Origin of the sequence: Streptomyces tanashiensis, assembly GCF_014648895.1 — a bacterium.
Lineage (GTDB): Bacteria > Actinomycetota > Actinomycetes > Streptomycetales > Streptomycetaceae > Streptomyces > Streptomyces tanashiensis.
On the sequence record NZ_BMRZ01000009.1, the window covers coordinates 16171 to 43036 of the forward strand.

Annotated in this window: 20 protein-coding genes; 6 read left to right on the forward strand and 14 right to left on the reverse strand. The window is 75.7% G+C overall.

From position 1 onward, the window contains the following. Positions 1-4 precede the first annotated feature (4 nt). The 4 genes from IE237_RS24660 to IE237_RS24675 are packed head-to-tail and all read right to left on the reverse strand — an operon-like array spanning position 5 to position 4379. Positions 5-610 (reverse strand): GTP-binding protein, encoded by a 606-nt coding sequence (locus tag IE237_RS24660; RefSeq protein ID WP_189804302.1) that lies wholly within the window; start codon positions 608-610, stop codon positions 5-7. After that, the gene (locus IE237_RS24665) at positions 591-1016 is read right to left on the reverse strand and encodes a DUF742 domain-containing protein (protein WP_189804303.1); all 426 of its coding nucleotides are present in this window, start codon (positions 1014-1016) and stop codon (positions 591-593) included. The genes IE237_RS24660 and IE237_RS24665 overlap by 20 nt, the downstream gene beginning before the upstream one ends. A gap of 10 nt (positions 1017-1026) precedes the next feature. Further along, positions 1027-1476 carry a roadblock/LC7 domain-containing protein gene (locus tag IE237_RS24670; protein ID WP_189804304.1) on the reverse strand — a complete coding sequence of 150 codons (450 nt, stop codon included), beginning with the start codon at positions 1474-1476 and terminating at the stop codon, positions 1027-1029. Continuing rightward, positions 1473-4379 carry a nitrate- and nitrite sensing domain-containing protein gene (locus tag IE237_RS24675; RefSeq protein WP_189804305.1) on the reverse strand — a complete coding sequence of 969 codons (2907 nt, stop codon included), beginning with the start codon at positions 4377-4379 and terminating at the stop codon, positions 1473-1475. The genes IE237_RS24670 and IE237_RS24675 overlap by 4 nt, the downstream gene beginning before the upstream one ends. A gap of 436 nt (positions 4380-4815) precedes the next feature. Between IE237_RS24675 and IE237_RS24680 the strand changes: the two genes are divergently transcribed. Continuing rightward, positions 4816-5184 carry a hypothetical protein gene (locus IE237_RS24680; RefSeq protein WP_229842870.1) on the forward strand — a complete coding sequence of 123 codons (369 nt, stop codon included), beginning with the start codon at positions 4816-4818 and terminating at the stop codon, positions 5182-5184. A gap of 67 nt (positions 5185-5251) precedes the next feature. Here IE237_RS24680 and IE237_RS24685 read toward each other — a convergent pair whose 3' ends face one another. The 5 genes from IE237_RS24685 to IE237_RS24705 all read right to left on the reverse strand — a co-directional run bounded on the left by IE237_RS24685 (position 5252) and on the right by IE237_RS24705 (position 13934). Beyond that, entirely contained in the window at positions 5252-9922 is a 4671-nt protein-coding gene (locus IE237_RS24685; protein ID WP_189804307.1) for a hypothetical protein, read from the reverse strand. A gap of 80 nt (positions 9923-10002) precedes the next feature. Continuing rightward, positions 10003-10905, reverse strand: a complete 903-nt coding sequence (locus IE237_RS24690; protein WP_189804308.1) for a hypothetical protein — start codon at positions 10903-10905, stop codon at positions 10003-10005. Then, a complete protein-coding gene (locus IE237_RS24695) occupies positions 10902-11594 on the reverse strand; it encodes a hypothetical protein (RefSeq protein WP_189804309.1) in 693 nt (230 codons plus the stop codon). Before IE237_RS24695 ends, IE237_RS24690 begins: the two co-directional genes overlap by 4 nt. Beyond that, positions 11591-13135, reverse strand: a complete 1545-nt coding sequence (locus tag IE237_RS24700; RefSeq protein WP_189804310.1) for a hypothetical protein — start codon at positions 13133-13135, stop codon at positions 11591-11593. Before IE237_RS24700 ends, IE237_RS24695 begins: the two co-directional genes overlap by 4 nt. Positions 13136-13223: 88 nt before the next feature. Beyond that, positions 13224-13934, reverse strand: a complete 711-nt coding sequence (locus IE237_RS24705) for a GntR family transcriptional regulator (protein ID WP_189804311.1) — start codon at positions 13932-13934, stop codon at positions 13224-13226. 164 nt (positions 13935-14098) lie between these two features. On the opposite strand from IE237_RS24705, the gene IE237_RS24710 reads away from it, so the two are divergent. Genes IE237_RS24710 through IE237_RS24725 form a run of 4 tightly spaced genes read left to right on the forward strand, consistent with a single transcriptional unit; the run spans position 14099 to position 17655 of the window. After that, positions 14099-15379 carry an MFS transporter gene (locus IE237_RS24710; RefSeq protein WP_189804312.1) on the forward strand — a complete coding sequence of 427 codons (1281 nt, stop codon included), beginning with the start codon at positions 14099-14101 and terminating at the stop codon, positions 15377-15379. 34 nt (positions 15380-15413) lie between these two features. Then, complete coding sequence (locus IE237_RS24715) at positions 15414-16178, forward strand: LamB/YcsF family protein (RefSeq protein WP_189804313.1); 765 nt, start codon at positions 15414-15416, stop codon at positions 16176-16178. Beyond that, entirely contained in the window at positions 16175-16795 is a 621-nt protein-coding gene (gene pxpB / locus IE237_RS24720; protein WP_189804314.1) for a 5-oxoprolinase subunit PxpB, read from the forward strand. Before IE237_RS24715 ends, pxpB begins: the two co-directional genes overlap by 4 nt. Further along, entirely contained in the window at positions 16792-17655 is an 864-nt protein-coding gene (locus IE237_RS24725) for a 5-oxoprolinase subunit C family protein (RefSeq protein ID WP_189804315.1), read from the forward strand. The genes pxpB and IE237_RS24725 overlap by 4 nt, the downstream gene beginning before the upstream one ends. Positions 17656-17675: 20 nt before the next feature. Here IE237_RS24725 and IE237_RS24730 read toward each other — a convergent pair whose 3' ends face one another. The 4 genes from IE237_RS24730 to IE237_RS24745 are packed head-to-tail and all read right to left on the reverse strand — an operon-like array spanning position 17676 to position 24746. Continuing rightward, positions 17676-21269 carry a hydantoinase B/oxoprolinase family protein gene (locus IE237_RS24730; protein WP_189804316.1) on the reverse strand — a complete coding sequence of 1198 codons (3594 nt, stop codon included), beginning with the start codon at positions 21267-21269 and terminating at the stop codon, positions 17676-17678. Continuing rightward, entirely contained in the window at positions 21266-22408 is a 1143-nt protein-coding gene (locus IE237_RS24735; RefSeq protein WP_370468259.1) for an SGNH/GDSL hydrolase family protein, read from the reverse strand. Before IE237_RS24735 ends, IE237_RS24730 begins: the two co-directional genes overlap by 4 nt. Next, positions 22405-23589, reverse strand: coding sequence for a glycosyltransferase (locus IE237_RS24740; protein WP_189804540.1), 1185 nt, complete (start codon positions 23587-23589; stop codon positions 22405-22407). Before IE237_RS24740 ends, IE237_RS24735 begins: the two co-directional genes overlap by 4 nt. A gap of 35 nt (positions 23590-23624) precedes the next feature. Continuing rightward, positions 23625-24746, reverse strand: coding sequence for a glycosyltransferase family 4 protein (locus tag IE237_RS24745; RefSeq protein ID WP_189804317.1), 1122 nt, complete (start codon positions 24744-24746; stop codon positions 23625-23627). 143 nt (positions 24747-24889) lie between these two features. Here IE237_RS24745 and IE237_RS24750 point away from each other — a divergent pair, with 143 nt between their 5' ends. After that, the gene (locus tag IE237_RS24750; protein ID WP_189804318.1) at positions 24890-25174 is read left to right on the forward strand and encodes a hypothetical protein; all 285 of its coding nucleotides are present in this window, start codon (positions 24890-24892) and stop codon (positions 25172-25174) included. A 145-nt stretch (positions 25175-25319) separates the two neighbouring features. On the opposite strand, the gene IE237_RS24755 is transcribed toward IE237_RS24750, so the two are convergent. Beyond that, positions 25320-26735: a HEAT repeat domain-containing protein gene (locus IE237_RS24755; protein WP_189804319.1), complete on the reverse strand. Its 1416-nt coding sequence runs from the start codon at positions 26733-26735 to the stop codon at positions 25320-25322. Positions 26736-26866: the final 131 nt, after the last annotated feature.

The window sequence follows — 26866 nt, forward strand, 5'->3', positions numbered from 1 at the left end:
GCCGTCAGGTGGTGACGGCCGAGGGGGTCCGGTCCGCGAGGACCAGGGCGTGCTGGACGACCGCCACGAGGACGTTCTTCACGGACTCGCGGTCCCGGGCGTCGCACATCAGCAGCTCCACCTCGGGGTCGAGGTCGAGCGCGCCGCGCACGCTCTCCGCGGGGAACCGCCGGGCGCCCTCGAAGCAGTTGACGGCCACCGTGAACGGGATGCCGCGCCGCTCGAAGTAGTCGATGGCCGCGAAGCTGTCCTCCAGGCGGCGGGTGTCCGCGAGGACGATCGCGCCCAGGGCTCCCTGCGCCAGCTCGTCCCACAGGAACCAGAACCGGTCCTGCCCCGGGGTGCCGAAGAGGTAGAGGACGAGGTCCTCGCGGAGGGTGATCCGGCCGAAGTCCATGGCGACCGTGGTGGTCGTCTTGGTCTCGACGCCGTGCAGGTCGTCGACGGGCCGCCCCGCCTCGCTGAGGATCTCCTCGGTCCGCAGCGGCCTGATCTCGCTGACCGCGCCCACCAGCGTCGTCTTGCCGACCCCGAACCCGCCCGCGACGAGGATCTTCAGGGTCACCGGCTCGACGAAGGGCTTCTTGCGGCTAGAGCGCCCGAAGGCCATTGATCACCTCGCGAAGGATGCTCACGTCCGGCAGCTCGGCCGGCGGAACGGGGCGGGTCACATGGACGAGTTCGTCCTCGACGAGGTCGCCGACGAGGACCCGGACCACCCCGACGGGGAGGTCGAGTCCGGCGGCGAGCTCGGCGATCGACTGGGGCTGCTCGGAGCAGCGTTCGACGATCTCCACGTGTTCCGGGGAGAGCGTCTGGTCCCGGCCGGGGTCGTCGGCGGCGGGTTCGGGAACGACCACCGCGATCAGGTCGAGCCGGTGGCGGGTGGCGGCGCTCGTCCGGCCGCGGGTCATCGCGTACGGACGGACCACCGGACCGGCGTCGTCGTCGAACCAGTGGTGGTGGCCGGGGGTCAGGTCCCGCTCGCGCTGGTTCCGCTCGGCTTCGTCACTCATGCCGTCCCACTCACCCTCCCGAGGGCAGGCCGGTCCGGGGAGCCGTCGTGAGGTGGGCCCCGACCCGCTTCACCATCAGCGTCATCTCGTAGGCGACCTGGCCGACGTCGGAGTCGGCGTCCGCGAGCACCGCCAGGCAGCTGCCGTCGCCGGCGGCCGTGACGAAGAGGAAGGCGTCCTCCAGCTCGACGACCGTCTGGCGGACCTTGCCCGCCTCGAAGTGGCGGCCGACGCCCTTGGCGAGGCTGTGGAAACCGGAGGCCACGGCGGCCAGGTGCTCGCCGTCCTCCCGGGTGAGCTCCTGGGAGGCGCCGGTGGGGAGGCCGTCGCTGGAGAGCACCAGGGCCTTCCGGATGGATCCGACGCGCTGGACGAGCTCGTCGAGGAGCCAGTTCAGCTCGCCGTTCCCGTGTCCGTGTCCGGAGGTCGTGCTGGGTGCTGCGGCGTTCGGTGCGGTCATCGACCGTCCCCCTCGGGTGTCGTTCCTGGTGCTGTCGGGTCGTCCGGTTCGGTGGTGTCCCGCCGGCCGCGCTGCCAGCCACGCTGCATGGCGGCCATGCGGGCGCGTACCTCCTCGGCGTCGCGCTCGAAGGAGTCGGGCCCGTCGGACGGCGCTCCCGCGCCCGTACGGGCGTCGCCGCCGGTTCCCGCGGCACGGCCGCCCTCGGTCTCGCGCAGCTGGGGCGCGAGGCTGGCCTGGCGGACCCGGCGGGGCAGCCCGACGAACGGCTCCGGGCTCTCCGGGGCCGCGGGACCCTCCGGCGGTACGGGGACGAGGACGGGACCGGCTCCGGGCGCCGGCGGAAGACCCCGCCGGCCGTCCTGCGCGAGGCCCGGCCGGTCACCCTGCGGAAGGCTCCGCCGGTCGTCCTGCCAGGATCCCCGACGGCCGTCCTGCGGGAGCTCCGTCCGGTGCTCCCGCGGGTGCGCGCGGTCCGGCTGCGGCTGGGAGCGGTCGGCCGGTCCGTGGGCGCGGCCCGGCTGGGGGTGCGCGCGGTCGGGCTGGGCGTGGGCGCCGTCCGGCTCGTCGAGGCGACGGCCGTGGTCCACGACGAGCGTCGGGGTGCGGCGGCGCGGCAGCGGCACGGGGCCGAGGAGCGTGGCGTCGGCGGGCGCGTCCTGTTCGGCGCGGCCGGCCGTCCGGTCCGGGGCCTGGTCGTGCTGCTCGCCGGCGGGCGCGAGCCCGGTGCGGCGGCGGTCGCGGGGCAGGAAGAGACCGCCGCGCTCGCTGTCGCTGTCGAGGAGGTCCGCGGACCGGTCGAGGAGGACGTCGAAGTCCTCGGCGCCGAGCGGTGCCTCCAGCTCCACGGGGCCGTCCATCGCTCCCGGGGCCTCGGTCACGTCGGGGACCTTCGTGAGGGCCGGGCGGCGCGTGGGAAGGACGCCCGCGTCGCCGGACGCGTCCTCGGTCCGCCCGGGGCGCTCCAGGGTCTTGCGGTCGAGCCGGAATCCGGCGCCCTGGGTCTCGGGCGCGTCGGTGAGCAGCGCGGCCGGGATGAAGACGACCGCGGTGGTCCCTCCGTACGGGGAGGTCTGCAGCGAGACCCGGACGTTCTGGCGCTGGGCGAGACGGCTGACGACGAAGAGGCCGAGCCGGTCGGTGTCCGAGAGCTCGAACTCGGGGGTCTCGGCGAGCCGGAGGTTGGCGTCGAGCAAGGCGTCGGGGTTCATGCCGAGGCCGCGGTCGTGGATCTCCAGGGTGAAACCGTTGGCGACCCGCTCGCCGAGCACCTGGACGGCGGTGTGCGGCGGCGAGTACACCGTGGCGTTCTCGAGGAGTTCGGCGATGAGGTGGGTGAGGTCCGCGACGGCGGGGCCGCCCACGCCGAGGCGGGGCAGCCGGCGCACCTCGATCCGCTCGTAGTCCTCGACCTCGGCGACGGCGGCGCGGACCACGTCCATGAGCTGGACGGGCTTGCGCCACTGGCGGGAGGGGGCGGCACCGGACAGGATGACGAGGCCCTCGGCGTGCCGGCGCATGCGGGTGGTGAGGTGGTCGAGGCGGAAGAGGTCGGCCAGCTCGTCGGTGTCCTCCGTGCGCCGCTCCATGGTGTCGAGGAGGGTCAGCTGACGGTGGAGCAGGACCTGGTTGCGGCGGGCGAGGTTGACGAACACCTCGGAGACGCCGCGGCGGAGTTCCGCCTGCTTGACGGCGGCCTCGACGGCGGCGCGCTGGAGGGTGTTGAGGGCCTGGCCGACCTGGCCGACCTCGTCCTCCCCGTACCGCAGATGGGGCACCTCGGTCCCGACGTCGACCTGCTCGCCGGCGGCGAGGCGGCGCATCACGCTGGGCAGCCGGACGCCGGAGACCTCCTGGGCCTCCTTCTGCAGGCGGCGCAGGTCGCGGATGAGTGCGCGGCCGATGCGGAGGGAGATGACGACCGAGGCGACGAGGGCGAGGAAGCCGAGGACGCCGGCGACGCCGACCTTGAGGAGGACGCTGTACGCGGCGGGCTGGACGCGGTCCTGGTAGCGGTCGCCGGCAGCGGTGTTCTCGCGGGCCAGGTCGTCGAGGACGGGGCTCGCCTGGTCCTGCCAGCGTTCGGCGGTGATGGCGCGCGGGCTGTCGGTGGGGCCCTCTTCGACGATCGCGTTCTCGGCGGTGCGCAGCGGCAGGGTCTTGGGGCTGCGCCAGTACTTCTCGAAGTGCTCGCGTTCGGCGGCGGGCAGGAGTTCGAGGTTGACCTCGTAGAACTGCTCGCGGTTGGCGACGAGGTCGGATATCTCCCGGATCTCCTCGGCGGTGACGCGGTCCGCGACGAGCGCGGAGAGGACGAGTGCGTCCTCGCGGGAGAGCAGCTCCCGCGCGCGCGTGATGCCGACGAGGGCGCGGCCCTGCTTGTCCATCTCCACGTTCTCGAGGGCGTGGAGGGTGATGAGGAAGCTGTAGCAGGGGTCGACGAGCCGGTTGTAGAAGTCGAGGGCCTGCATGCGGCCGATGTCCCGCTTCTCCACCGAGCGGCGCAGCGAGGCGAGGCCGTCGAGCGCGTCGAGGAGGGAGGTGAGCCGTTGGGCGGTGACGGGCCGCATCTCCTCGCGGACGCCGGGGTCGGCGGCGTTGGCGCGGATGCGGGCGATCTGCCGGTCGGTGGCGCGGCGGGTCTCGCGCAGGGCGGGGAGGGTGTCGGAGCCGCGGGGGTCGGCGAGGTAGATGAGCGACTGACGGCGTTCGATCTGGATGACCCGGGCGGTGTCCTCCAGGGGGTAGCCGACCTTGTCGACGATGTAGCCGACGTCGAGGAGCTGGTCGGCCTCACGGCCCGTCAGGACCGTGGCGAAACCCCACAGTCCGGTGAGGGAGACGAGCGGTACGAGCAGCAACGCCACGATCTTCCTGCGGATGGACTTCCCGCGAAAGCGCATGGCCTCCCCCAGCTCGGCCCCCGCGCGACGCGGGGGTCCTTCACGTTCGTGACGTCCGGCGTCAACACGCGGCGTCAACCTTGAATTTCAACAAACGGCGGCGCGAGCCTACTACTGCATCGCGGCCATCCCGAAGGCGTGTCCGAGCTATTTTCAGCCTGCCGAGTGAGTGTTGATCATGAGATGTCCTGGTATTACGGGAGTTGAGATTGGCCACTGTGGCGTAGGACACCTGATGGTGTGGCATTTCTCCGGCCTGCGCGGATGGCTGGAACTGTTCGTTCCGCGGGGATGTGAGCCGAGTTCGCCCCCACCCGGGCGAAACCTTTTCCCTCTCTCGTGCGTCAATGAGTACGGGGAGGGTTCTGTCCGCGTAAAGGCGCTCAAGACGGGCAACCGACCCTGAAGTCGTTCAGTGGTGGGGAGTGACAGGACAATGGAACACGAGGCGCGGTCGGCGCGGCAGTTGTGGGTGGAGGACGAACGGGCCCGACGGCGGATGCCCGATCCGGTGCGCAACGCCGCCGTGCGGGCCGTGATGATCACGTCGGTGACACTCGTCCAGGCCGTGGTGGCCTTCTTCTGCACGGTCGCGGGCGCGTGGCTGGCGTTTCCGGTGACCGTCACCGCGGTGGCCTCCACCGTCGTGGCGACCTGGAGCGTCCTCGACGTCTGGATCACCCGTCAGGTGTGGCGTCAGCGCAACGGCGTGGTGTCGGAGCCGAGCAGCACGGCGCGTCCCTCGATCCGGGACCGGCGCGACGAGGGCCGGACGGAGACGGCGCCGCTGTCCGAGGCGGCCTGAGAGAGAGCGAGGGCGAGCGGCCCGGTCCCCGGAAGGGGCCGGGCCGCTCGCCTTTGTGCGCCCAGGGTCACGCGTCGCCCGACGGGGCCGCCGGCTCGTCGGACTGGTGGCGGCGGAACATCCGCGTCGCCGTGATCTCGCCGTGGATCGTCTCCCCCGACGCGGCCGGCTGCGGCAGTCCGGGCCGGAGGTGCTCCTCCACGCTGATGTACTTCAGTCCGGCCCGCAGGTCCGCGTCGTTCCGCAGCCGGATCACCAGCGGGAACTCGGCGAGCGCCGTCGTGTCGAACAGGCCCGTCGTGTACAGGAGCTGGACGCCCAGCGCGTCCGACACGGCCCGCTGGAGCTCCAGGAGGTACGTGGCGTTGGCGCGGCCGATCGGGTTGTCGAGGAACAGCGTGCCCGCGTGCCGGTGCTTGTCGCGGCCCCGGTCGTTGGAGCGGAGCGCCGCCATCGTGCAGTACAGCGCGATGGCCGCGGTGAGCAGCTGGCCGCCGGAGAAGACGTCGCCCATCTGGCCGACGGGGACCCGCTCGGCGCGCAGCACCGCGTCCGGCTTGAGGATCTCGACCGAGACGCCCTTGGGCTCCAGGGCCGCCTGGACGCCCCTCAGGAGCAGCGACATGCCGTCGCGCCGCAGGTCGGAGTTCTTCTTGACGGCGGCGCGGGTCGCCTCGTCGACGACTTCGCCGAGCCGCTCGGCGAGCGTGGCCTGGTCGGGCTCCTCGAAGCGGATCCGCAGGAACTCCTGGCCGGACCACTCGCCGAGGCCCTCGGGGAGCCGGGAGAGCCGCTGGGCGGAGCGGAGCGTCGCGAGCGAGGACTCCACGAGGCCGCGCAGCCGGTCCACGATCGAGTCCCGGTTGCGCTCCAGCTGCTCCAGCTCGTCGGTGAGGACGCGCAGCCGGGGCGCGAAGGCCTCGGCCCACTTGGCGGCGTGCTCGGGCAGCGCGGACGCCGGCAGTTCGCGGATCTGCTGGCGGGCGGGGGTGCGGACCTGCTCGTAGCGGGTGGAGTTGGCGTGCCGCACGAGGATGTCGCTCGCCTCGCGCACGGAGGCGTCGGCGGCGGACAGCTCGGCGGTGCAGGCGCGCAGCGAGCGCCGGGCCTCCGCGGCCACCGTACGGGCCTCCTCCAGGGTTCCGCGGTACGGCTCGGTCTCCTCCCGCTCCTCGTCCGTGTGGTCGCGGAGCAGGTCCCGCAGCAGGGCCGCCGTCTCGTCGAAGCCGCCGGCCGCGTCCTCGGCGGCGCGGTGGTCACGGAGCAGTCCGGCGTGGGCGGCACGCGCCGCTTCCAGGGCGTCGGTGCGGGACGCGAGTTCGCCGGTCGCGGTACGGAGCAGGGCCTGGGCCCGCTCGGCGTCGGCGGGCACCAGCTCCTCGGGCAGCTCGGTGTGCGCCTCGCCGTCCTCGGGGGCCAGCCGCTCGGCCTCGCCGCGGAGCCGGCCGAGCTTCTCGCTCGCCTCCGAGGCGCGGGTCTCCAGCATCTGGACGAGGGCCTCGGCGCGGGCGGCGGCGGCCTGCCGGGACGGGCCGTCGGCGCCGTCGGTGGACTCCAGGAGCTGTTCGGCGCGGGTGCGGACCTTGTTGGTGAGGCGGTCGAGCTCCGCGAGGGCGGCGGACTCGTCGCTCTCGGCGCGGGCCTGCTCGGCGCGCAGGTCGGCGCCGACGCCGACCTTCTCGTACACCTGGGAGGCGGCCCGGTAGGCCTCGCGGAGGGTCGGGAGCGCGGCGCGGGGCGCGTCGGGCTCCTCCTCGGGGAGGGTCTCGGGGGCGCCGGCGATCTCGGCGCGCTCGGCCCGCAGGGCCCGGGCGGTGCGGTGGGCGTCGTCGGCCGCGCGCTGGGCGGCGCGGCGGTCCTCGTCGGCGGCGCGGGCGCGCTCCAGGCAGGTCTGGGCGCGGGCCTCGGACTCGGTGGCGTCGTCGGCGAGCTCGCGGAGCTTGGCCTGCCAGGCGGAGCGCTCGCGCAGCCGGAACGCCAGGCCCGCGAGCGCGTCGGCGACCCGCCGGGCACGCTGGGCGGCCTCCTGACGCTCGTCCCGGAGCCCTGCGGCCTCGGCGGCGGCCTCGTCGGCCTCCGTGCGGGCCGCGCGGGCCTCGTCGAGGGCGGCGGCCGCGGCCGCGGCGGTCTCGCGGGCGGTCGTGGCGACGGACGCGAGCTCGGCGAGCATCCCGAAGGGGCAGTCGGCGCGCCAGGCACCGATCCGGGAGGCGAGGGCGCGGTCGCCGGCGAGACGGGCCGCGAGGCCGCGGATCTCCTCGTCGCGGGCGGTCGCGCGGGCGCGCAGCGCGTGCCGCTCCTCGTCGGCCGCGTGCTCGTCGTGCATGGCCGGGTTCGGCGGCACGAGGAAGACCCCGCCGTCCTCCGCCGCGTCCTGGGCGGGCACGGGGGCGAGCAGGGCGGCGGCGGTGCCGACGGCGACGGCGGAGCGGGGCAGCAGGGCGGCGGTGCCGAGGACCTCGCGGGCTCGTCCGTACGAGACGGGGTCGGTGATCACGACGCCGTCGACGAGCTCGGGGCGGGCGGCGAGGACGCGGGCGTGGTCGGCGGGGTCGACGGCCTGGGCGAGGTAGCGCCAGCCGGGGAGGGCGGGGATGCCGTGCTCGCCGAGGTACTCGACGGTGGCGAGGACGTCGGGGCCGGGCGGCAGCAGGCCGCCGTCGCCGAGGGCACCGAGGATGCGGGAGTCGTCGGCGGCGGCGGTGCGCAGTTCGAACAGCTGGCGCTCGGCGGAGGTGACGGCCTGGTCGAGCAGGCCGCGCAGCTCGTCGGCGTACCGGTCGAACTCGGTGACGGTGAGCGGGCCCTGGGGCTCCGATCCGGTTCCCGTGTCCTCCTCGGGTTCGGCGTCGGAGCCGGTGGCGGCGCGCTGGCCCGGGAGCGGGGAGCCGGAGGACGGCAGGCTGAGCAGTTCGGCGAGGCGCTCCTCGGAGGCGAGGGACTCGGCGGCGCGCCGCTCCGCGTCGTAGGCGTTCCCGGCGGCCTCGGCGGCGTCCGCCGCACGGGCGGCGGCGAGTTCGGCGCGGGACTCGGCGCCGGCGGCCTCACGCGCGCGCTCGGCCGCGGTGCGGGCGGCCTCGCGGGCCGTGTCCCAGGCGGCGACCGTCGTCTTCTCGGCGTCGCTGGCGGCGAGCGCGGCGCGGGCCGGGTCCGCGTCGGGGGCGGTGTCGTCGAGCCAGCCGGCCCGTACGGCCTCGGCGGTCTCCTGCTCGACCTCGGCGAGCCGCTGGCGCAGGTGGCCGGCCTCGCTGCGGGCCCGCTGGGCCTCGGTGGCGGCGGTGGTGGCGTCGCGGTGGGCGGTCTCGCTCGCCTCCTGGAGGGCGGTGGAGCGTTCCTCCTCCTCCGCCGCGTGGCGCTCGCCCTCCTCGGCGGCGCCGGCGAGGGCCCGGACGAGATCGGCGGCGGCCTTGGCGCGGGCGGCCAGGGCGGGGGCGGCGTCGCGCTCGGCCTCGAGGATGGCGGCGGCCACGCGCGCGGAGCGGTCGCCCGCGGCACGGTGGCGGAGCACGACCTCGGCGGCCTGCCAGGCGGAGTGCATGGTCCGGGCGTCGACGAGTTCGCGGCGCTGGGCGGCGGCGCCCTTCTCGCCGGCGGTCAGGGCCAGGGAGGCGTGCCGGTAGGCGAGTTCGGCGGCGATGAGGGAGCTGCGGCTGCGGGCGGTCTCGGCCTCGGCGACGGCGTGCCCGGCCGAGGTGACCTGCTGGGCGAGTTCGGCGGCGCGGCCGCGTTCCTCGGCGGCGCGGGCGGAGAGCCGGCGGGCGAGCGAGCGGGTGCGGCGCTCGGCACCCGCGTGGACCTCGCGCGCGTGGGCCCGGGTCCCGGCGGCCTCGACGATCCGGCCGAGGAGGTCCACGGAGCCGGCCGTGAAGTCGCGCTCGGCGGTCAGTTCGGCGCGGCGGCCGAGCTTGTTGCCGAAGCCGCCGACGAGGTCGGCGAGGCCGTCGGTGTCACGGGTGTCGGTGACGGCGCGCAGCAGCAGGTCCGTGAAGTCGGAGTCCTTCTTGACCGCGAAGAGGCCGGCGGCCTCGCCCTCGTCGGCGTTCATCTCGCGCTGGTAGCGGAAGAGCTCCGGGTCGAGGCCGAGGTCGCCGAGGTGCTCGTTCCAGCGGTCGTGGATCTCCTCCCAGACCACCTCCAGGTGCGGGTAGGCCTTCCCGGCCTCGGTGAGCGCGTCGCGGAAGCCCTTCATGGTGCGGCGGCGGCCGGTCGCGCCGGAGGCGCCCTCGACGGGCGGGCGGACGGAGGTCGCCTCGGCGACGGGCAGGTTGTCCAGGCTGAGGCCGGGGCCGGGCCGGAAGGAGTACCAGGCCTCGGCGAACTTCCGCGGGTCGTTGGAGACCTGGCGGCCGCGCCACTCGCTGGCCTTGCCGACGACGACGAGTTCGCCGGTGAGGGTGTGCTGCCACTCCAGGGCCACGTGGCCGCAGTCGTCGGCGAGGAGGAACTTGCGCAGCACGCCGGAGCTGGCGCCGCCGAGGGTGTTGCGGTGGCCGGGGAGCATGACCGAGAAGATCAGCTTGAGGAGGACGGACTTCCCGCCGCCGTTCTCCAGGAAGAGCACGCCCGCGGGGGCGGGGCGGCGCGGCGGGCCGACCGGCTCCTCCTCGAAGAACTCCGCCTGGGTGGGGGCGGGATGGGGCACGGGCGCGCCGACTCCGCGCAGGTCCAGGACGGTGTCGGCGTAGCGCGCACCGGCGGGGCCGATGGAGTAGAGGCGGACCCGGGACAGCTCGTACATGGCGAGGGACTCTCGTGCTCGTCGTGCTCAGGAAGGTCGGTTGCGCGGGGAGGTCACGCGGGGGCGGTCACGCGGGGCGGTCACGCATGGAACGGCAGGCCCGCGTCGGCGGCGAGTTCCAGGTCGTCGCCCTCGGGCGGCGGGAGGAGGGTCGCGGAGCCGTCGCTGACGGGCACGACGCCGAGTTCGAGGAGTTCGGCCATGGCGGCGGAACCGGCCATGTCGCGGACCTGGAGCTGGTAGCGGGCGGTGGTGCGGTAGGAGCCGCCGCCCTCGTCGCCGGTGCGCTGGAGGAAGCCGGAGTCGGTGAGGAACGCGGCCGCCTTGCCGACGATGCCGGTGGTGGAGCCGGCGAGGCGGCGGGCGTCCTTGGTGGCTCCGGTGGCGCTCCGGCGGGCGTAGATCCGCCAGGCGGCCTCCAGGCCGGGGGCGTCGGAGGCCGGGTCGGTGTTCTCGCCCTGTTCCTCGGCGCGCTGCTCCAGGCGCAGACAGGCCTGGCGTACGAAGGCGTCGACGCCGTTGACCGTGAGGCGGCCGATGTACGCGTCGTCGGCGAGGTCCTCGGGCCGGGGGAAGGCCATGGCGGCGACCGCGAGGTGGGCCAGGCCGTGCAGGAACCGGTCGGCGGAGTCCGTGGAGGCGCGGCGGGCGTAGTCGCCCATGCGGACGGCGAAGACGGAGTCCTCGGCGGCGGTGACGGCCATGCCGGCGCGCGGGGACACCTCCAGGACGACGAGGCCGAGGCCGGTGGCGACGGCGTCGGCGAGGCGCGCGAAGGCGGGGTCCTCGCGGTAGCGGCGCAGGAGCTCGGTGTATTCGGCGTCGCGGGCCGGGAGCAGCTTGGGCTGGAGCCCGAACGAGACGAGCCGGGCCGCGTCGGCGGCGTCCGCGGGGGTGACGGCGGAGGCGGTGGAGGCGGCCGGGGGCTGCTGGGGCTCCTGCTCGCTCCACGCGTCGGTGTACTCGGCGTGGGTTTCGCTCACGGCTGGGGCTCCTCGGTACGGCTCTCGGTCGGTACGGCGCGGGGGGCGGGTCGGGGTACGGGCAGCGGGACGGGGGTGACGGCCGCGGGGGCGGCTGCGCCGCTGCGGTCCACGGGCGCGGGTGGCTCGTCCGTGAGCCGCACGGCACGCACGGACGGCATGTCCCCGCGCCGGGCCTGCTGGGCCCGGGAAGGCATCGCCACCGTCCCGAACCGCGGCCGGGCGCCGCGGCCGCCGGCCGACTCCGGCGCGGCGGCGGGAGCGGGTACGCCGGGGTCCGCCGGCTCCGCCGGGGGCGCCGGTTCGGCGGCGGGCACGGGTGTGTCCTCGGCGGCGGCCGGTGCGGGTGCGTCCTCGGCGGCGGCCGGTACGGGTGCGGCGGCCGGGAGGGCGCCGTCCTCGGCTACGGGCGGTACGGGTACAGCCGGGAGGGCGTCGTCAGCGGCGGTGCCCGGTGCCGGTACCGCCGGGAGGACGCCGTCCTCGGGCGCGGTCGGTACGGGCACGGCCGGGAGAGCGTCGTCGGCGGCGATGCCCGGTGCGGGCACGGCCGGGAGGACGCCGTCCTCGGGGGCGGGGCCCGGTGCCGGTACGGCCGGGAGGGCGCCGTCCTCGGCCACGGCCGGTGCGGGTACAGCCGGAAGGGCGTCGTCGGCGGCGCTCGTCGGGGTCGGGGGGACGAGGGTCACGTGGCCTCCGTGCGGTCCGCGGCCATGCCCACCGCGTCGAGCAGCGCCGTGCCGACGATCAGGTCGGCGCCGCCGAACTCGGGGTCGTCGAGCGGGGTGCCGTCGTCGACGGCGAAGAGGAGGCGCTCCTCGCCCTGACGGTAGGCGGTGCCGACCGGCGGGCTCGCCGCGTGGACGGCGAGGAGGGCGACGAGGTACGGCAGGTCGGCGTCGAGACGGCGGGCCTCGGCGAGCAGACCGGAGAGGCGGCGCGGGGCGTCGTGCTCCAGGTCGAGCAGGCGCATGGCGCTCGCGAGCTGCTCCTCGCTGAAGCGGGAGTCGTCGGGGGTGGCGATGAGGTCGGGCTCGGGCATCTCCGCGCCGAGGTGCTCGCGCTCGACGGGCGGGGTGAGGAGCAGGTCGACGAGGTCGCCGAGGCGGACGGAGGCGGGGGTGCGCAGTCCGGTGCCGTGGGCGAAGAAGGCGTCGGTGACGCGGGTGGCCCCCTCGACCGGGAGCGGCAGGACGGGGGCGACGAGCTGCCCGTACAGATCGAGTCCGGTGTACGCGGCGGGGGCCGCGAAGGCCTGCCGGTCCTGTTCGGCGCGGAAGAGCGGCCCGGCCTCCAGGAGGCGGGACTGGAGCTGGGTGTGGCGCCGGATGCAGTCCTTGACTATGTCGACGAGCTCGGCGGCGCGCCGCTTGTGCTCGGCCGTCCTGACGTCGGCCGTGGCCTCGGCCTCGTCGCGGACCCTGCGGATGTTGGTGAGGATCGCGTTCTCGTGCCGGTAGCGGTCGGCGACGTGGTCGAGCGCCTCGGCGATCATGTCGGGGACCGTCTGGAGCCAGTCGACGGCGCGGACGTTGCGCCGGGTGGCCTCCAGGGTCTTGCGGAGGGTCTCGGCGTACTGCACGGTCCGGTAGCGGGCCTGCTCGGCGGCGAGCTGGGCGTCGGCGAGCCGGCCCCGGTTGATGAGGACCTCCAGCTTCACCTCGGCGGCGATCTGGGCGCTGGTGACGTCGGTGTCGAGGGCTCCGACGAGGACGTTGACCGCTTCGTCGGTGGTGCGGAGGTAGACCCCGCCGCCGTATCCGGGGACCTCTTCGATGAGCTTGAAGTCGTAGTCCCTGCGGGTGTAGACCCCGTCGGTGCCGAAGGTGCCGTAGACGGCGCGGAAGCCGCGGTCGACGCTGCCGACGTTGATCAGGTTCTCCAGGACCCAGCGGGCCACGCGCTCGTGCTCGGCGGTGGGGCGGGTGGGGGCCTGGGCGGCGACGCGGGGCAGCAGGCGGGTGACGATCTGCTCGTGGTCGGCGCCGGTGTCGAAGTCCATGTTCAGCGTGATGAGGTCGATCGCGGCGAGGGCCACCTCGGCCATCGCGTAGACCGTGTACTCGCCGGCGAGGTTCGCCTTGCGTGCGTCGAGGTCGTGCAGCGGCGCGGTGCACGCGAGCGCGCGGAGGCGCCGCGCGAGCCCTTCGTCGGCGGCCGGGCCCTGCGCGGGGCGCGGCCCCGCGCTGAGCTGGGGCGGAGCGAGGTCCGTCGAGGCAGGCGAAGTCACGGTGCACAGATTAGGTCCTCACCATGACAACGGTCGAAACGGCGCAGATGCGACCGGCCCGGCCGGTAGCCTCGTCCGGCCTGTGCGCTCAGCCCGCGGAGCCTGCCGGATCGTCGACGGCCTGGGCGTAGGCGGCGGCGACCCGGGTGCGGGAGTCGTCGAGGTAGCGGGCGAGGAGGCGCTCCGCCGAAGCCCGTTCCCCGGCGCGCAGGGCGTCCAGAATCTCCCGGTTCCTCCGGAGATAGGGCTCGTGCAGGGCGTGCGGGTCGTCGACGACGTGGAAGGCGAGGCGGAGTTCGGCGAGGACACCGCGCATCAGTTCGTCGGTGCGGGCGCTGCCCGCGAGGGCGACGAGTTCGCGGTGGAAGTGGATGTTGGCCGTGGAGACGCCCGTCCAGTCGTCGGCGCGGGCCGCGGCCTCGCCCTCGGCGACGGCGGCGGCGAGGCCGTCGACGGCGAACGGCGGCTGCCCCAGGCCCCGCACGACGGCGCACTCGACGAGCCGCCGGGTGCGGTAGATGTCGTCCACGTCACCGACGGCGAGGACGCGGACGAAGACACCCCGGTTGAGCTCGTGGACGAGCAGGCGCTCGTGCGTGAGGAGACGGAAGGCCTCGCGGAGTGTGTTGCGGGACACACCGAGGGCGCCGCCGATGCTCTCCTCCGAGAGCCGCGCCCCGGGCGGGAAGTAGCCCTCCGCGATCCGGGTGCGCAGGATGTCCGCCACCCGTTCCGCCGTGCTGGTGCGCCCCAGCAGCACACGGTCGTCCGTCAGCCCGCCGGCCCCACTCACGTCCACAGCGCCTCGTCCCTTCCGTCGTCCGCGGCCGAGTCAACCGCAGAAACGGATGAGCGACAACACGCCTCTTGTCGGATCGTTGAACAATCCTCTACCTTGACGGCACCGCACGGTTCCTCGGTACGCCTCTCAGGCACGCTCCTCCCCTCTCCTGCGAGGTGCAGATGAGCACGACACAGACCCGGCAGTACTCCCAGGGCGAACGGCCCGGCGACACGGGCACGTTCGCCTGGCTGCGCGGCCTCGGGCCGCGCGGCCGGCGCGCCTTCGGCGGCGCGTTCGGCGGATACGCCCTGGATTCCTACGACTTCTTCACCCTGCCCCTGTCGATGGTGGCCATCGCCGCCTACTTCCATCTCGACAAGGGCCAGACCGGCCTCCTGACCACCGTCACCCTCGTCGTCTCGGCGGTCGGCGGCGCGCTCGCCGGCGTCCTCGCCGACCGCGTCGGCCGGGTGAGGGCCCTGATGATCACGGTCGTCACGTACGCGCTCTTCACCGTGCTCTGCGGCTTCGCGCCCGACTACGAGACGCTGCTGGTCTTCCGGGCGCTCCAGGGCCTGGGCTTCGGCGGCGAGTGGGCCGTCGGCGCGATCCTGGTGGCCGAGTACGCCTCCGCCCGGCACCGCGGTCGGACGCTCGGCGCCGTCCAGAGCGCCTGGGCGGTCGGCTGGGCGCTCGCCGTGCTCGTCTACACCCTGGTCTTCCAGTGGGCCGACGCGGACCTCGCCTGGCGGATCCTCTTCTGGACGGGCGCACTGCCCGCACTGCTCGTCGTCTACGTGCGGCGGAACGTGGAGGACGCCCCGCAGGCGGCCGAAGCCCGCCGGGCCGGCGCCGGACGCGGCTCGTTCCGGGCCGTGTTCCGTCCCGGACTGCTGCGCATCACACTCTTCGCCACCCTGCTCTCCACCGGCGTCCAGGGCGGCTACTACACGCTCGCCACCTGGGTCCCGACCTTCCTGAAGACCGAGCGCGGCCTGACCGTGGTCGGCACCGGCGGCTATCTGACCCTGCTGATCTCCGGCGCCTTCACCGGCTATCTGACCGGCGGATACCTCACCGACCGGCTCGGCAGGAAGAAGAACATCGCCCTGTTCGCCGTGCTGTCCGCGGTGTCCGTCCTCGCCTACACCCACATCCCCGCCGGGGCGAACACCCTGCTCCTGCTGCTGGGCTTCCCGCTCGGCTTCTGCATGTCGGCCATCTTCAGCGGCTTCGGCTCCTTCCTCGCGGAGCTGTACCCGACGGCGGTGCGCGGCACCGGGCAGGGGCTCACGTACAACACGGGCCGTGCGGTCGGTGCCGTCTTCCCGACCCTGGTCGGCTTCCTCGCCGAGAGCTGGGGCGTCGGCGGGGCGCTGGTCTTCGGCGCCGTCGGCTACGGCCTCGCCGTGCTGGCCCTGTTCGGGCTGCCCGAGACCCGCGGGAGGGAACTCCCCTGACCACCGCACCACCAGGCGAGAGAGGAAACACCGCATGACCTGGGTCCCGATCGATCTCAACGCCGACCTCGGCGAGGGCTTCGGCCGCTGGACGCTGACCGACGACGAGCAGCTCCTGTCCGTCGTCACCAGCGCCAACGTGGCCTGCGGCTTCCACGCCGGCGACGCGGCCACCATGCGGCGGGTCTGCGAGCTCGCGGCGGCACGCGGGGTACGGATCGGGGCCCAGGTGTCCTACCGCGACCTGGCCGGCTTCGGACGGCGCGCGATGGACGTCCCGGCGGCGGAGCTGGCCGCCGAGGTGGCGTACCAGATCGGCGCCCTGGAGGTCTTCGCCCGGGCCGCGGGCTCGCGGGTCTCGTACGTGAAGCCGCACGGGGCGCTCTACAACCGGGTGGTCCGGGACGCGGAGCAGGCGGCGGCGGTCGTCGACGGCGTGCTGCTCGCGGACCGGACGCTGCCGGTCCTCGGGCTGCCGGGGTCCCGGCTGCACGAGGCCGCCGCGGCGGCCGGGCTCCCGGTCGTCGCCGAGGCCTTCGGCGACCGGGCCTACCGGGCGGACGGCTCCCTGCTGCCACGGGGGCAGGAGGGGGCCGTCGTCACGGATCCGGACGAGGTCGTCGAACGGGCGGTGTCCATGGCCCGGTTCGGGATCGTCACGGCGCACTGCGGGAGCTCGGTCACCGTCCGGGCCCGCTCGCTCTGTCTGCACGGGGACACCCCGGGCGCGGTGGGCCTCGCCCGGCGGGTCCGGGCGCAGCTGGAAGCCTCCGGCGTGCGCGTGGAGGCCTTCGCGTGAGGGTGCTGAGGGTGGGCGACCGCGCCCTCCTGGTGGAACTGGACGACGGCGCGGCGACCGAGGCCTTCCACGCCGAGCTGCTGCGGCGGCGCGCGGCCGGTGCGCTGCCTGCCGTACGGGAGCTCGTACCGGCGGCGCGGACCGTGCTCCTCGACGGGGTGGACGAACCGGAGCGGCTCGCGGCCGAGCTGACCGGCTGGGAGCCGGCGCCGCTCCACGCGCGCGTGGGCGAGGCCGTCGAGGTGCCGGTGCGGTACGACGGTCCCGACCTGGCGGAGGTGGCCGCGCTCTGGGGGGTGTCCGTGGAGGCGGCGGTACGGATCCACACGGCGGCCGAGTTCCGGGTCGCCTTCTGCGGGTTCGCGCCCGGCTTCGGCTATCTGACGGGGCTCGGCGAGCGGTACGAGGTACCGCGCCGGGCCACGCCGCGCACGGCCGTCCCGGCCGGCTCGGTCGCCCTGGCAGGCCCGTACACGGGGGTGTACCCGCGTTCCTCCCCCGGCGGCTGGCAGCTGATCGGCACCACGGACGTGGTGCTGTGGGACGCCGAGCGGGATCCGGCCGCGCTGCTCACGCCCGGCACCCGGGTCCGGTTCACGGCGGGGGGCGGGCGATGAGCGACCGGGCCGTCGCCGTCGTCCGGGCCGGGGCGCTGACCACCGTGCAGGACCTGGGGCGCCCGGGGTACGCGCATCTCGGCGTGCCCCGCTCCGGCGCCCTCGACCCGCCGGCCCTACGGCTCGTCAACCGGCTCGCCGGCAACGGGGAGGACGCGGCGGTCCTGGAGACCACCGTCGACGGGTGCGCGCTGCGGCCCCGGTGCGCGGTGACCGTGGCGGTCGGCGGCGCACCGTGCCCGGTCCGGGTGGACGGCCGTCCGGCCGCCTGGGGGACGACGGTCCGGGTCGGGGCCGGATCGGTCCTGGAGATCGGCGCGGCCGCGCGCGGGCTCCGCTCGTACGTGGCGCTCGGCGGCGGGATCGCCGTCCCGCCGGTGCTCGGCAGCCGCTCCACCGACCTGCTGTCGGGTCTCGGCCCGGCGCCGCTGGCGGACGGGGCGGTGCTGCCGCTGGGAGCGGCCGCGGCCGTACCGGGGTCGGTCGACGCTCCCCCCTGGCCGGGCCCGCCGGACGAACTCGTCCTGCGGGTCCGGCCGGGTCCCCGGGACGACTGGTTCACCGCCGAGGCGCTCCGCGCCTTCACCACGCGCGCGTACCGGGTGTCACCGGCGAGCAACCGGATCGGGCTGCGCCTGGAGGGCCCGGCCCTGGAGCGGGCGGTGCCGGGCGAGCTCGCCAGCGAGGGCATGGTCCTCGGCGCGGTGCAGGTGCCGCCGGACGGACGCCCGGTGGTGTTCCTGGCGGACCATCCGACGACCGGGGGCTATCCGGTCGTCGCGGTGGTGCGGGAGGCGGACCTGGGCGCTGCGGCGCAGGCGGTCCCGGGGACGCCGGTGCGGTTCGTGCGCGTGCGCTGACGGCTCGGTGGCGGGGCGGATCAGAGGGCTGGCGGGCCGTAGCCCCCGCCGCCCGGGGTGCGCAGGACGAGGACGTCGTCGGGGCCCACCTCCGTGGTGGCGGCGCCTCCGAGGTGCTCGACGGTGCCGTCGGCGCGTTCCACGAGGTTCTCGCCGAGGGCGCCCGGTTCACCGCCGGCCATCCCGTACGGCGGGACCCGGCGGTGACCGGTGAGCAGGGCCACCGTCATCGGCTCCAGGAACCGCAGGCGCCGCTCCACGCCGTGGCCGCCGTGCCACCGGCCGCGCCCGCCGCTGTCCTCCCGTACCGCGAAGGCGTCCACCCGGACCGGGTGGCGCCACTCCAGGATCTCGGGGTCGGTGAGCCGGGAGTTGGTCATGTGGGTCTGGACGGCGTCGGCGCCGTCGAAGCCGTCGCCCGCCCCCGAGCCGCTCGCGACGGTCTCGTAGTACTGCACGCGCGCGTTGCCGAAGGTGACGTTGTTCATCGTGCCGGAGCCCTCGGCCTGGACGCCGAGGGCCGCGTAGAGCGCGCCCGTGACGGCCTGGGAGGTCTCGACGTTCCCGGCGACCGTGGCCGCCGGGGCGACGGGGGCGAGCATGGAGCCGGGCGGGACGCGGACCTCCAGGGGTTCCAGGCAGCCGCTGTTGAGCGGGATGTCCTCGTCGACGAGGGTGCGGAAGACGTACAGGACGGCCGCCATGACGACGGCGGTGGGCGCGTTGGCGTTCCCGGGCAGCTGGGCGGAGGTTCCGGTGAAGTCGAGGACGGCGGAGCGCCGTTCGCGGTCGACCCGCACGGCGACCCGGATCACCGCGCCGCCGTCGGTCTCGTACCGGTACGCGCCGTCGTCGAGGCGCGCGACGATGCGCCTCACGGACTCCTCGGCGTTGGCGCGCACGTGCCGCATGTAGGCCCGGACGACGTCGAGACCGAACTCCTCGACCGTGCGGCGCAGTTCCTCGATGCCCTTCTCGTTGGCGGCGATCTGGGCGCGCAGGTCGGCGAGGTTGGTGTCCGGGTCGCGGGAGGGGTGGCGGGCGCCGGCGAGCAGGGCCCGGGTCTCGGTCTCGCGCAGCCGCCCGTCGCGCACGAGCGGCCAGTTGTCGAAGAGGACGCCCTCCTCGTCGACGGTCCGGCTGAACGCGGGCATGGAGCCGGGGGTGATGCCGCCGATCTCCGCGTGGTGCCCGCGCGAGGCGACCAGGAAGCGGAGTTCGTCTCCCGCGTCGTCGAACACCGGGGTGACGACGGTGACGTCGGGGAGATGGGTGCCGCCGTGGTACGGGTCGTTGATCGCGTACGCGTCGCCGGGGCGGAGGTCGTCCCCGCGCCGCCGCAGCACCTCCTTGATGGACTCCCCCATGGAGCCGAGGTGGACGGGGATGTGGGGCGCGTTGGCGATCAGGTTGCCCTCGGCGTCGAAGAGGGCGCAGGAGAAGTCGAGGCGTTCCTTGATGTTGACCGACTGGGCCGTGTTCTCCAGGCGGACGCCCATCTGCTCGGCGATCGACATGAAGAGGTTGTTGAAGACCTCCAGGAGGACGGGGTCCACGTCCGTGCCCGCGGCCACGCGGGCGGGGCGGGGCACGACACGCCGCAGCAGGAGGTGGCCGCCGTCGGTCGCGGTGGCCTGCCAGCCGGTGTCGACGACGGTCGTCGCGTCGGCCTCCGCGAGGATCGCGGGCCCGTCGACGGTGTCGCCCGGCAGCAGGTCCTCGCGCCGGTGGAGCGGGGCGTCGTGGGGCCCGCCCGCGCTGTGCATCCGGACGGTGGCCACGGGGGTGAGGGCGCCGGTCCGTTCTCCGGCGTCGACGAGGACGGGGCCGTGCGGACCGGCGCTGCCGACGGCCTCGACGGTCACGGCCTCGACGACGAGCGGCCGGTCCAGGGTGAAGGCGTACCGCGCGCGGTGCAGGTCCGTGAACCGGGTGGTCAGCTCGTCGGGCGGTGCGAGGTCGACGGGAAGGCTCGCGTCCGTGCCCGCGTAACGCAGGAGCACGCGTGCGCGCGTGGTGATCGCCGCGTCCGGCAGTCCGTCGGCCCGCAGCTCCTCGCGGGTGCGGTCGGCGAGTTCGGCGCAGAGGTCCGTCACGCGCGTGTGGGTGCCGGCGGCGTCGAGCTCGGCCTCGACGGACCGCTCCCGCATGGCGGTGGCGTCGGCGAGCCCGATCCCGTACGCCGAGAGCACCCCGGCCAGCGGGGGTACGAGGACGGTGTCGACGCCCAGGGCGTCGGCGACGGCGCAGGCGTGCTGGCCGCCGGCGCCGCCGAAGCTGGTGAGGGCGTACCGGGTGACGTCGTGGCCGCGCTCCACGGAGATCTTCTTGACGGCGTTGGCCATGTTGAGGACGGCGATCTCCAGGAAGCCCGCCGCGACGTCCTCGGGGGTGCGGCCGCCGCCGACCTCCCGGGCGAGGGCGGTGAAACGCTCCCGTACGACCTCGGCGTCCAGCGGAAGGTCCCCGCCCGCGCCGAAGACGGCGGGGAAGTGGGCGGGCTGGACCCGCCCGAGCATGACGTTGGCGTCGGTGACCGTCAGGGGTCCGCCGCCGCGGTAGCAGGCGGGCCCGGGGACGGCGCCGGCGGAGTCGGGTCCGACGCGGTAGCGGCGCCCGTCGTAGTGGAGGACGGAGCCGCCGCCGGCCGCGACGGTGTGGATGCTCATCATGGGCGCCCGCATCCGCACGCCGGCGACCTGTGTACCGAGTTCACGCTCGAAGGTGCCCGCGTAGTGCGACACGTCGGTGGAGGTGCCGCCCATGTCGAAGCCGATGACACGGTCGTGCCCCGCCCGCGCCGAGGTGCGGACCATGCCGACGACGCCGCCCGCCGGTCCCGACAGGACGGCGTCCTTGCCGCGGAAGTGGGCGGCCTCGCGCAGCCCTCCGTTGGACTGCATGAACATGAGGCGGATTCCGGCGAGTTCGCGGGCGACCTCGTCGACGTACCGGCGCAGGATCGGCGAGAGATAGGCGTCGACGACGGTGGTGTCCCCGCGCGGGATCAGTTTGATGAGCGGGCTGACCTCGTGCGAGCAGCTGATCTGCGGGAAGCCGGCGGCGCGGGCCGCCTCCGCGACCCGGGCCTCGTGCTCGGGGTGCCGGTAGCCGTGCATCAGGACGACGGCGGCGGAGCGGAAGCCGTCGCGGTACGCCTCGGCGAGTGCCCCGGCGACGGCGGGCTCGTCCAGCGGACGGACGACCCGGCCGTGCGCGTCCACCCGCTCGGGCACCTCGATCACGCGCGCGTAGACCGCCTCGGGCAGCACGATGTGGCGGTCGAACAGCCGGGGCCGGTTCTGGTAGGCGATGCGGAGCGCGTCGCGGAAGCCCTCGGTGATCAGCAGCACGGTCGGTTCGCCGCGGCGCTCCAGGAGGGCGTTGGTGGCGACGGTGGTGCCCATCTTGACGACGGCGATCCGGTCGGCGGGGACGGGTTCGTCGGGGGCGAGGCCGAGGAGGAGGCGGATGCCGGCCACGGCCGCGTCCCGTCGGCGGGCGGGGTCGTGGGAGAGCACCTTGCGGGTGACGAGCCGGCCGTCGGGCCGTCGCCCGACGACGTCGGTGAAGGTGCCGCCCCGGTCGATCCAGAACTCCCAGCGCCCGGTCATCTCCCCATTGTGGCCGCGAGCGCGGCCGCGAGGGCGTCGTCCGCGCGCGCGTCGAGGGGTCCCGTGCCGGTGCCGTCGGCCCAATGGCGCAGTTCGGCGCCGGCGAGCAGCAGGAGCTGCGGGAGCAGGTCGCGGCTCCGGCGCAGGACCCAGCCGGTGCCGGCGGTGGCGAGCCGGAGCAGGGCCTCGGTGCGGGTCGGCGGCGGCTGGAGGGGCTCCGGCGAGGGCGGTGCGCCCTGGGCGAGTCCCCGGGCGGCGAGCAGCCGGTGGAAGCCGCCGGCGACGGCCCGGTGCCCGCGCTCGCCGGGATGGAGCCGGTCGGCGCTCCACAGGGCGCGGTCCTCGGTCCAGGCCGGATCGGCGAGGTGGAGGTGCACGGCTCCGTACCGGGCGGTCAGCGCGTGCACGACCGCGTTGACGGAGCGCTGGCGGCGGGCGAGCGGGCGAGCCAGCGGCGGGGGCAGCCCGAGCATCCGGCCCGGATCGGGAAGGCAGGCCGTCAGGAGTACGGCTCCGACGGCGTCGAGATCGGCGCAGACGCGGTCCAGGCGGCGGGCGAGGAGCGCGATGTCGAAGGTGCGGCGCAGGGTGTCGTTCACCCCGACGACGACGGAGGCGAGGTGCGGCCGGAACGCGAGGGCGCGGGGGGCCTGCGTGTCGGCGACGTCCGCGCTGAGCGCCCCGCTGACGGCGAGGTTGAGGAAGGCCGGCCCCCGGCCCCCGGCCGCGAGCCCCTCGGCGAGCAGGGCCGCCCACCCCCGCCAGACCCCGTCGGCACGGTCCCCGACGCCTTCGCTGAAGGAGTCCCCGAGCACGACGAACCGAAGGGGCCCTGCGTCGTCGGCCCCGACGGGCCCGCCGCCGTCCCGGGCGGCGGGGACGGCGGACGCGGCGGCGGGGACGGCGGACAGGACGGCCGGGACGCCGGACAGGACGGGTGGGACGCAGGACGGGACGGGTGGGCCACCGGACAGGGCGGCGGGGACGACAGACAGGGCGGCCGGGACGCAGGACGGGACGGGCGGGGCGGCGGGCCGGGCCGGTGACGCGCCGGGCGCGGGCGGCGGGGCCGGCAGGGGCCCGGGTGCGGTGGCGGCCGTGGACGCGCCGGACTCCGCCTCCGCCGTCTCCGGTGTCATCGGCGGGCCTCCTCGGGGAAGAGCGGCCGGGGGACCGGGAGGGCGTCGTGGGCGTGGAGGAAGGCGGTGACGGCGCGGTCCCAGGAGAAGCCCTCCGCACGCGCGCGTGCGGCCCGGCGGCGGACCTCCTCCGGGACGGCGAGAAGACCCCGCACCCCGGCGGCGAAGGCCCCCGGTGTGTCGACGGCGGCCGCCCCCGCCGTGCCCACGACCTCGGGCAGGGCGGAGGAGGCGCTGACCACGACGGGGGTCCCGCAGGCGAGGGCCTCCAGGGCGGAGAGACCGAAGGTCTCCGCCGGCCCGGGGGCCAGGCACACGTCGGCCGACGCCTGGAGGTCCGCAAGGGCCTCCCGGTCGGCCACGTGCCCGAGGAACCGCACCGGCAGGCGCCGCTCGCGCGCCCGGCGCTCCAGGGTGCCCCTCAGCGGCCCGTCCCCCGCGACCACGAGCGCGGCCGCGACCCCCGTGCCCCGCAGCTCCTCCAGGGCGTCCAGGGCCGTGCCGGGCCGCTTCTCGACCGAGAGCCGCGAGCACAGCAGGAGCAGCACCCGCTCCCCGGCGGCGTACCGGGCCCGCAGCACGGTGCTGCGGCGACCGGGGCGGCAGCGCTCCAGGTCCACGCCGAGCGGAGCCCGTACGACGTTGCGGGCCCCGATCCGCACGAACTCGCGCTCGGCCCACTCCGTGGTGCACACGATCCGCGCGAAGGCCCACGCCGTGCGGCGGTTGAGCCGGTCCGCCGCGCGGGCCGCGACCGCGGGCGGCACGCCCCAGGTGCGGAGCACTCCGTCGGCCGTCTCGTGGGAGACCATCACCGACGGCACGCGCGCGCGTCGCGCCCACTCCCCCGTCCACCGCAGGGTGGTGCGGTCCGAGACCTCGATCCGGTCGGGGGCGAGTTCCTCCAGGAGCCGGCGGACCCGGCGCCGGTCGGCGAGGACCCGGTAGCCGCCGGTGCCCGGCAGTACGGGTCCGGGCAGGGTGACGACCCGGCCCTGCTCGGTGTGGTGGTCGCTCGCGACGTCGCCGGGGACGACGAGGACGGGTTCGTGGCCGGCGGCCAGGTAGCCGCGGCCGAGCTGGTCGAGGGCGGTGCGGAGGCCGCCCGAGGTGGGGGTCACGAAGTTCGCGAGACGGACGATCCGGAGCCCGGCGCGGCCGGCGCCGGCCTCCGCCCGGATGCCGCCGGCACCGAGGACCCCCGCGTGGACGCCGTTCACGCCGCCACCGCCGTCCGCTCGCGCAGGACCTCCAGGTAGTGGCCGATCAGCTCGTCGCCGAGCGCCTCCCAGGTGCGCCCCTCGACGGCGGCCCGGCCGGCCGGGCCGTACGCGGCGCGGGTCTCCGGCGCGGCGGCGAGCGCGGCGACGGCCTCGCGCAGGGCGTCCGGGTCGTCCGGGGGGACGAGGAGCCCGGTGCGGCCGTGGTCGACCAGGTCGAGGGGGCCGCCGGCGGCCGGGGCGACGACCGGGATCCCGCTCGCCATGGCCTCCTGGACGGTCTGGCAGAAGGTCTCGTACGGGCCGGTGTGGGCGAAGACGTCGAGCGAGGCGAAGATCCGGGCGAGGTCGGGTCCGGTGCGGCGGCCCAGGAACCGGGCGCCGGGCAGGGCCGCGCGGAGGGCGGGCGCGCTCGGCCCGTCCCCGACGACCACGACCCTGACGCCGGGCAGCGCGCAGACCCCGGCGAGCAGGTCGACCCGCTTCTCGGGGGCGAGGCGGCCCACGTAGCCGACGAGGAGCTCCCCGTCGGGGGCGAGCTCACGGCGCAGGGCGGGGTCGCGCCGTTCGGGGCGGAAGCGGACGGTGTCCACTCCGCGTCCCCAGAGCCGGACGCGGCCGATGCCGTGGGCCTCCAGGTCGCGCGCGGCGGCGGAGGACGGGGCGAGGGTACGGTCGGCGGCGCCGTGCACGGCGCGGAGGCGGCGCCAGGCGGCGCCCTCGCCGGTCCCGACGTACGTGCGCGCGTAGCCGGCGAGGTCGGTCTGGTAGACGGCGACGGCGGGTATGCCGAGGCGGGCGGCGGCGGTCATCCCCCGGACGCCGAGGACGAACGGGCCTGCGAGGTGGACGAGGTCGGCACGGTGGGCGGCGATGGCCGCGGCGACCCGGCGGCTGGGCAGGGCGACCCGTACCTGGGGATAGCCGGGCAGGGGGAGGGAGGGCACGCGGACGACGGCGCAGGGGGCGTCGGCGTCCGCGGCCGGGTCGGCGACGGCGGGGGCGATGACGAGCGGGGTGTGGCCCCGCCGGACGAGGTGGCGCGCGGTCTGCAGGGCGCAGTGCGCCACACCGTTGACGTCGGGAGGGAAGGATTCGGTGACGATGACGACACGCATACGGGTGTTGTCGTCGCGCTCGGCGTGTCCCCGCCAACGTGGATCTGGACGGGGAGGGAACGTCCCATGAGCGTTTCCCCCGGGCCCCGAAGGCAGGGTCCGGAGCCTGTGCGGGACGGCGCCGGTGCCGGTGCCGCCGCCCGGTGCCGGTCGCGGGCGGCGGGCCCGGGTGCCGGGCCAGAGACCGGGTCCGGGTCCAGGTCCGGCTCCGGGTCCGGGTCCGGGTCCGGGTCCGGGTCCGGGTCCGGATCCGGCTCCGGGTCCGGGTCCGGATCCGGGTCCGGGTCCGGGTCCGGGTCCGGGTCCGGGTCCGGGTCCGGGTCCGGATCCAGGATCCGCACCGCGTCCGGAGCTCCGGCTCCGGCTCCGGCTCCGGCTCCGGCTCCGGCTCCGGCTCCGGCTCCAGGATCCGCGCCGCGTCCGGATGACGCACCGGCCCCCGGGGCGGGGCCACGTTCGGCGGGTTCTCCGCCGCAGGCCGCGCCGCCCCGGGGGCCGGGTGGCGGGTGGCTCGGGTGCGCGAGGTCGGGCCGGGAGGGGTTGGTCGGACCTGTCGCTGCCCCGGAGCCGGGGTCAGACCTGGAGGTCCGGCCCTATCCGGTTGCGTACCGCCGTCTGGACCTCGACCTCTTCGGCCGGGTCCGCGGCGAGGCGGCGCAATCGTTCGGCGACGCGCACGTCACCGGTCTCTGCGTGCTGGGCCGCGACCTCGCGGGTGGTCTCCTCGCAGTCCCAGAGGCATTCGACGGCGAAGCCGGTCGCGAAGGTGGGGTCGGTGGCGGCGAGGGCGCGGGCCACACGGCCGCGCAGCTGGGAGGAGGTCGTCTCGCGGTAGACGTGGCGCAGCACGGGGGCCGCGCAGGCGACGTCGAGGCGTCCGGTGCCGTCGACGAGGCAGGCGAGCTCGGGGGCGTCGGGGCCCGCGGAGCGCACGGTGTCGCGCAGGGCGCCGAGGACGAGGGTGGCGTCCTGGGCGGTGCCGCGGCAGGCGAGGACCTCGGCGGCGGCCGTCCCGAGGGCGTCGGTGCGCCGGATCCACGCGCGGGCGCGGGCGACGGCGTCGTCGCCGCACATCCGCCGGTAGGCGGCGACGGCGGCGTCGGCGACCTCGCGGGAGTCGCCGTCGGCCGCGGCCTCGACGAGGTCGAGGACGGCGGGGTCCCGTGACTCGGCGAGGTGGTGCAGGGCGGCGCCGCGGGCTCCGGCCGCGCCGTACCGGGCGGCGGCCAGGATCTCGGGCCGGTCCTCGGGTCCGGCGACGGCGGTCAGGCAGCGGGCGGCGGGGCCGTAGAGGACGGCTCCGCGCTCGTACCCCTCCTGCGCCCAGTCGAGGACGGCCTTGACGCTCCAGCCGGGGCGGGGTCCGGCGGGGCGCATCTGGCGCTGCCAGCGGTCGAAGGACCCCTGTTCCTGGGCGGCCCTGACCCGGGCGCCGACGGTCTCGCGCCCGTCCTCGGCCCACAGCCGCCAGGGGCGGGGCTCGAAGGCGTCGCGGACGGTGCGCGCCAGCTCGGCGTCGCCTTCCGCGTCGGCCGGGAAGCGGGCCAGTACGGGCAGGGCGAGCGCGCGGAGCCCGGCGTCGTCGTCGCGGAGGGCCAGCTCGTCCAGGGCCCAGGCCCAGTTCACGCCGGTCGCCGCGTACCGCCGGAGCAGCAGCAGGGCGTCCTGGCGTCCGTAGGAGGCGAGGTGCCCGAGGACGGCGAGCGCGAGCCCGGTCCGGGACTCCTCGGTGTCGAGGTGGTCCTCGGCATCGAAGAGGTGCGCCTCGATCTCGTCCAGGCCTCCGTGGAGGTCCAGGTAGAGACGGGCGTAGTACAGGGAGCGGTTCTCGACCTGCCAGTCGTGGCGGGGGTCGTCGAGAACGCAGTGGTTGAGGGCCGCGAGGGCCTCGGCGCGTGGCGCGGCGAGCGCGTGCAGGGTGCCGTCGCCGCGGCCCCGCTGCAGCAGGCCGAGCAGGGTGCCGCTCGGCGCTATGACTGGATCGAACATGGGAAGACGCCTCACATCAAGCTGTCGACACGACCGGGGGATACCGGGGGGAGCCCGGTCGGGCGGTACATCGCCCGTACGCCTAGGCCGCGCGGCAACATTCGGGGCCGTCCGTCGTCGTCCTTCGCCTG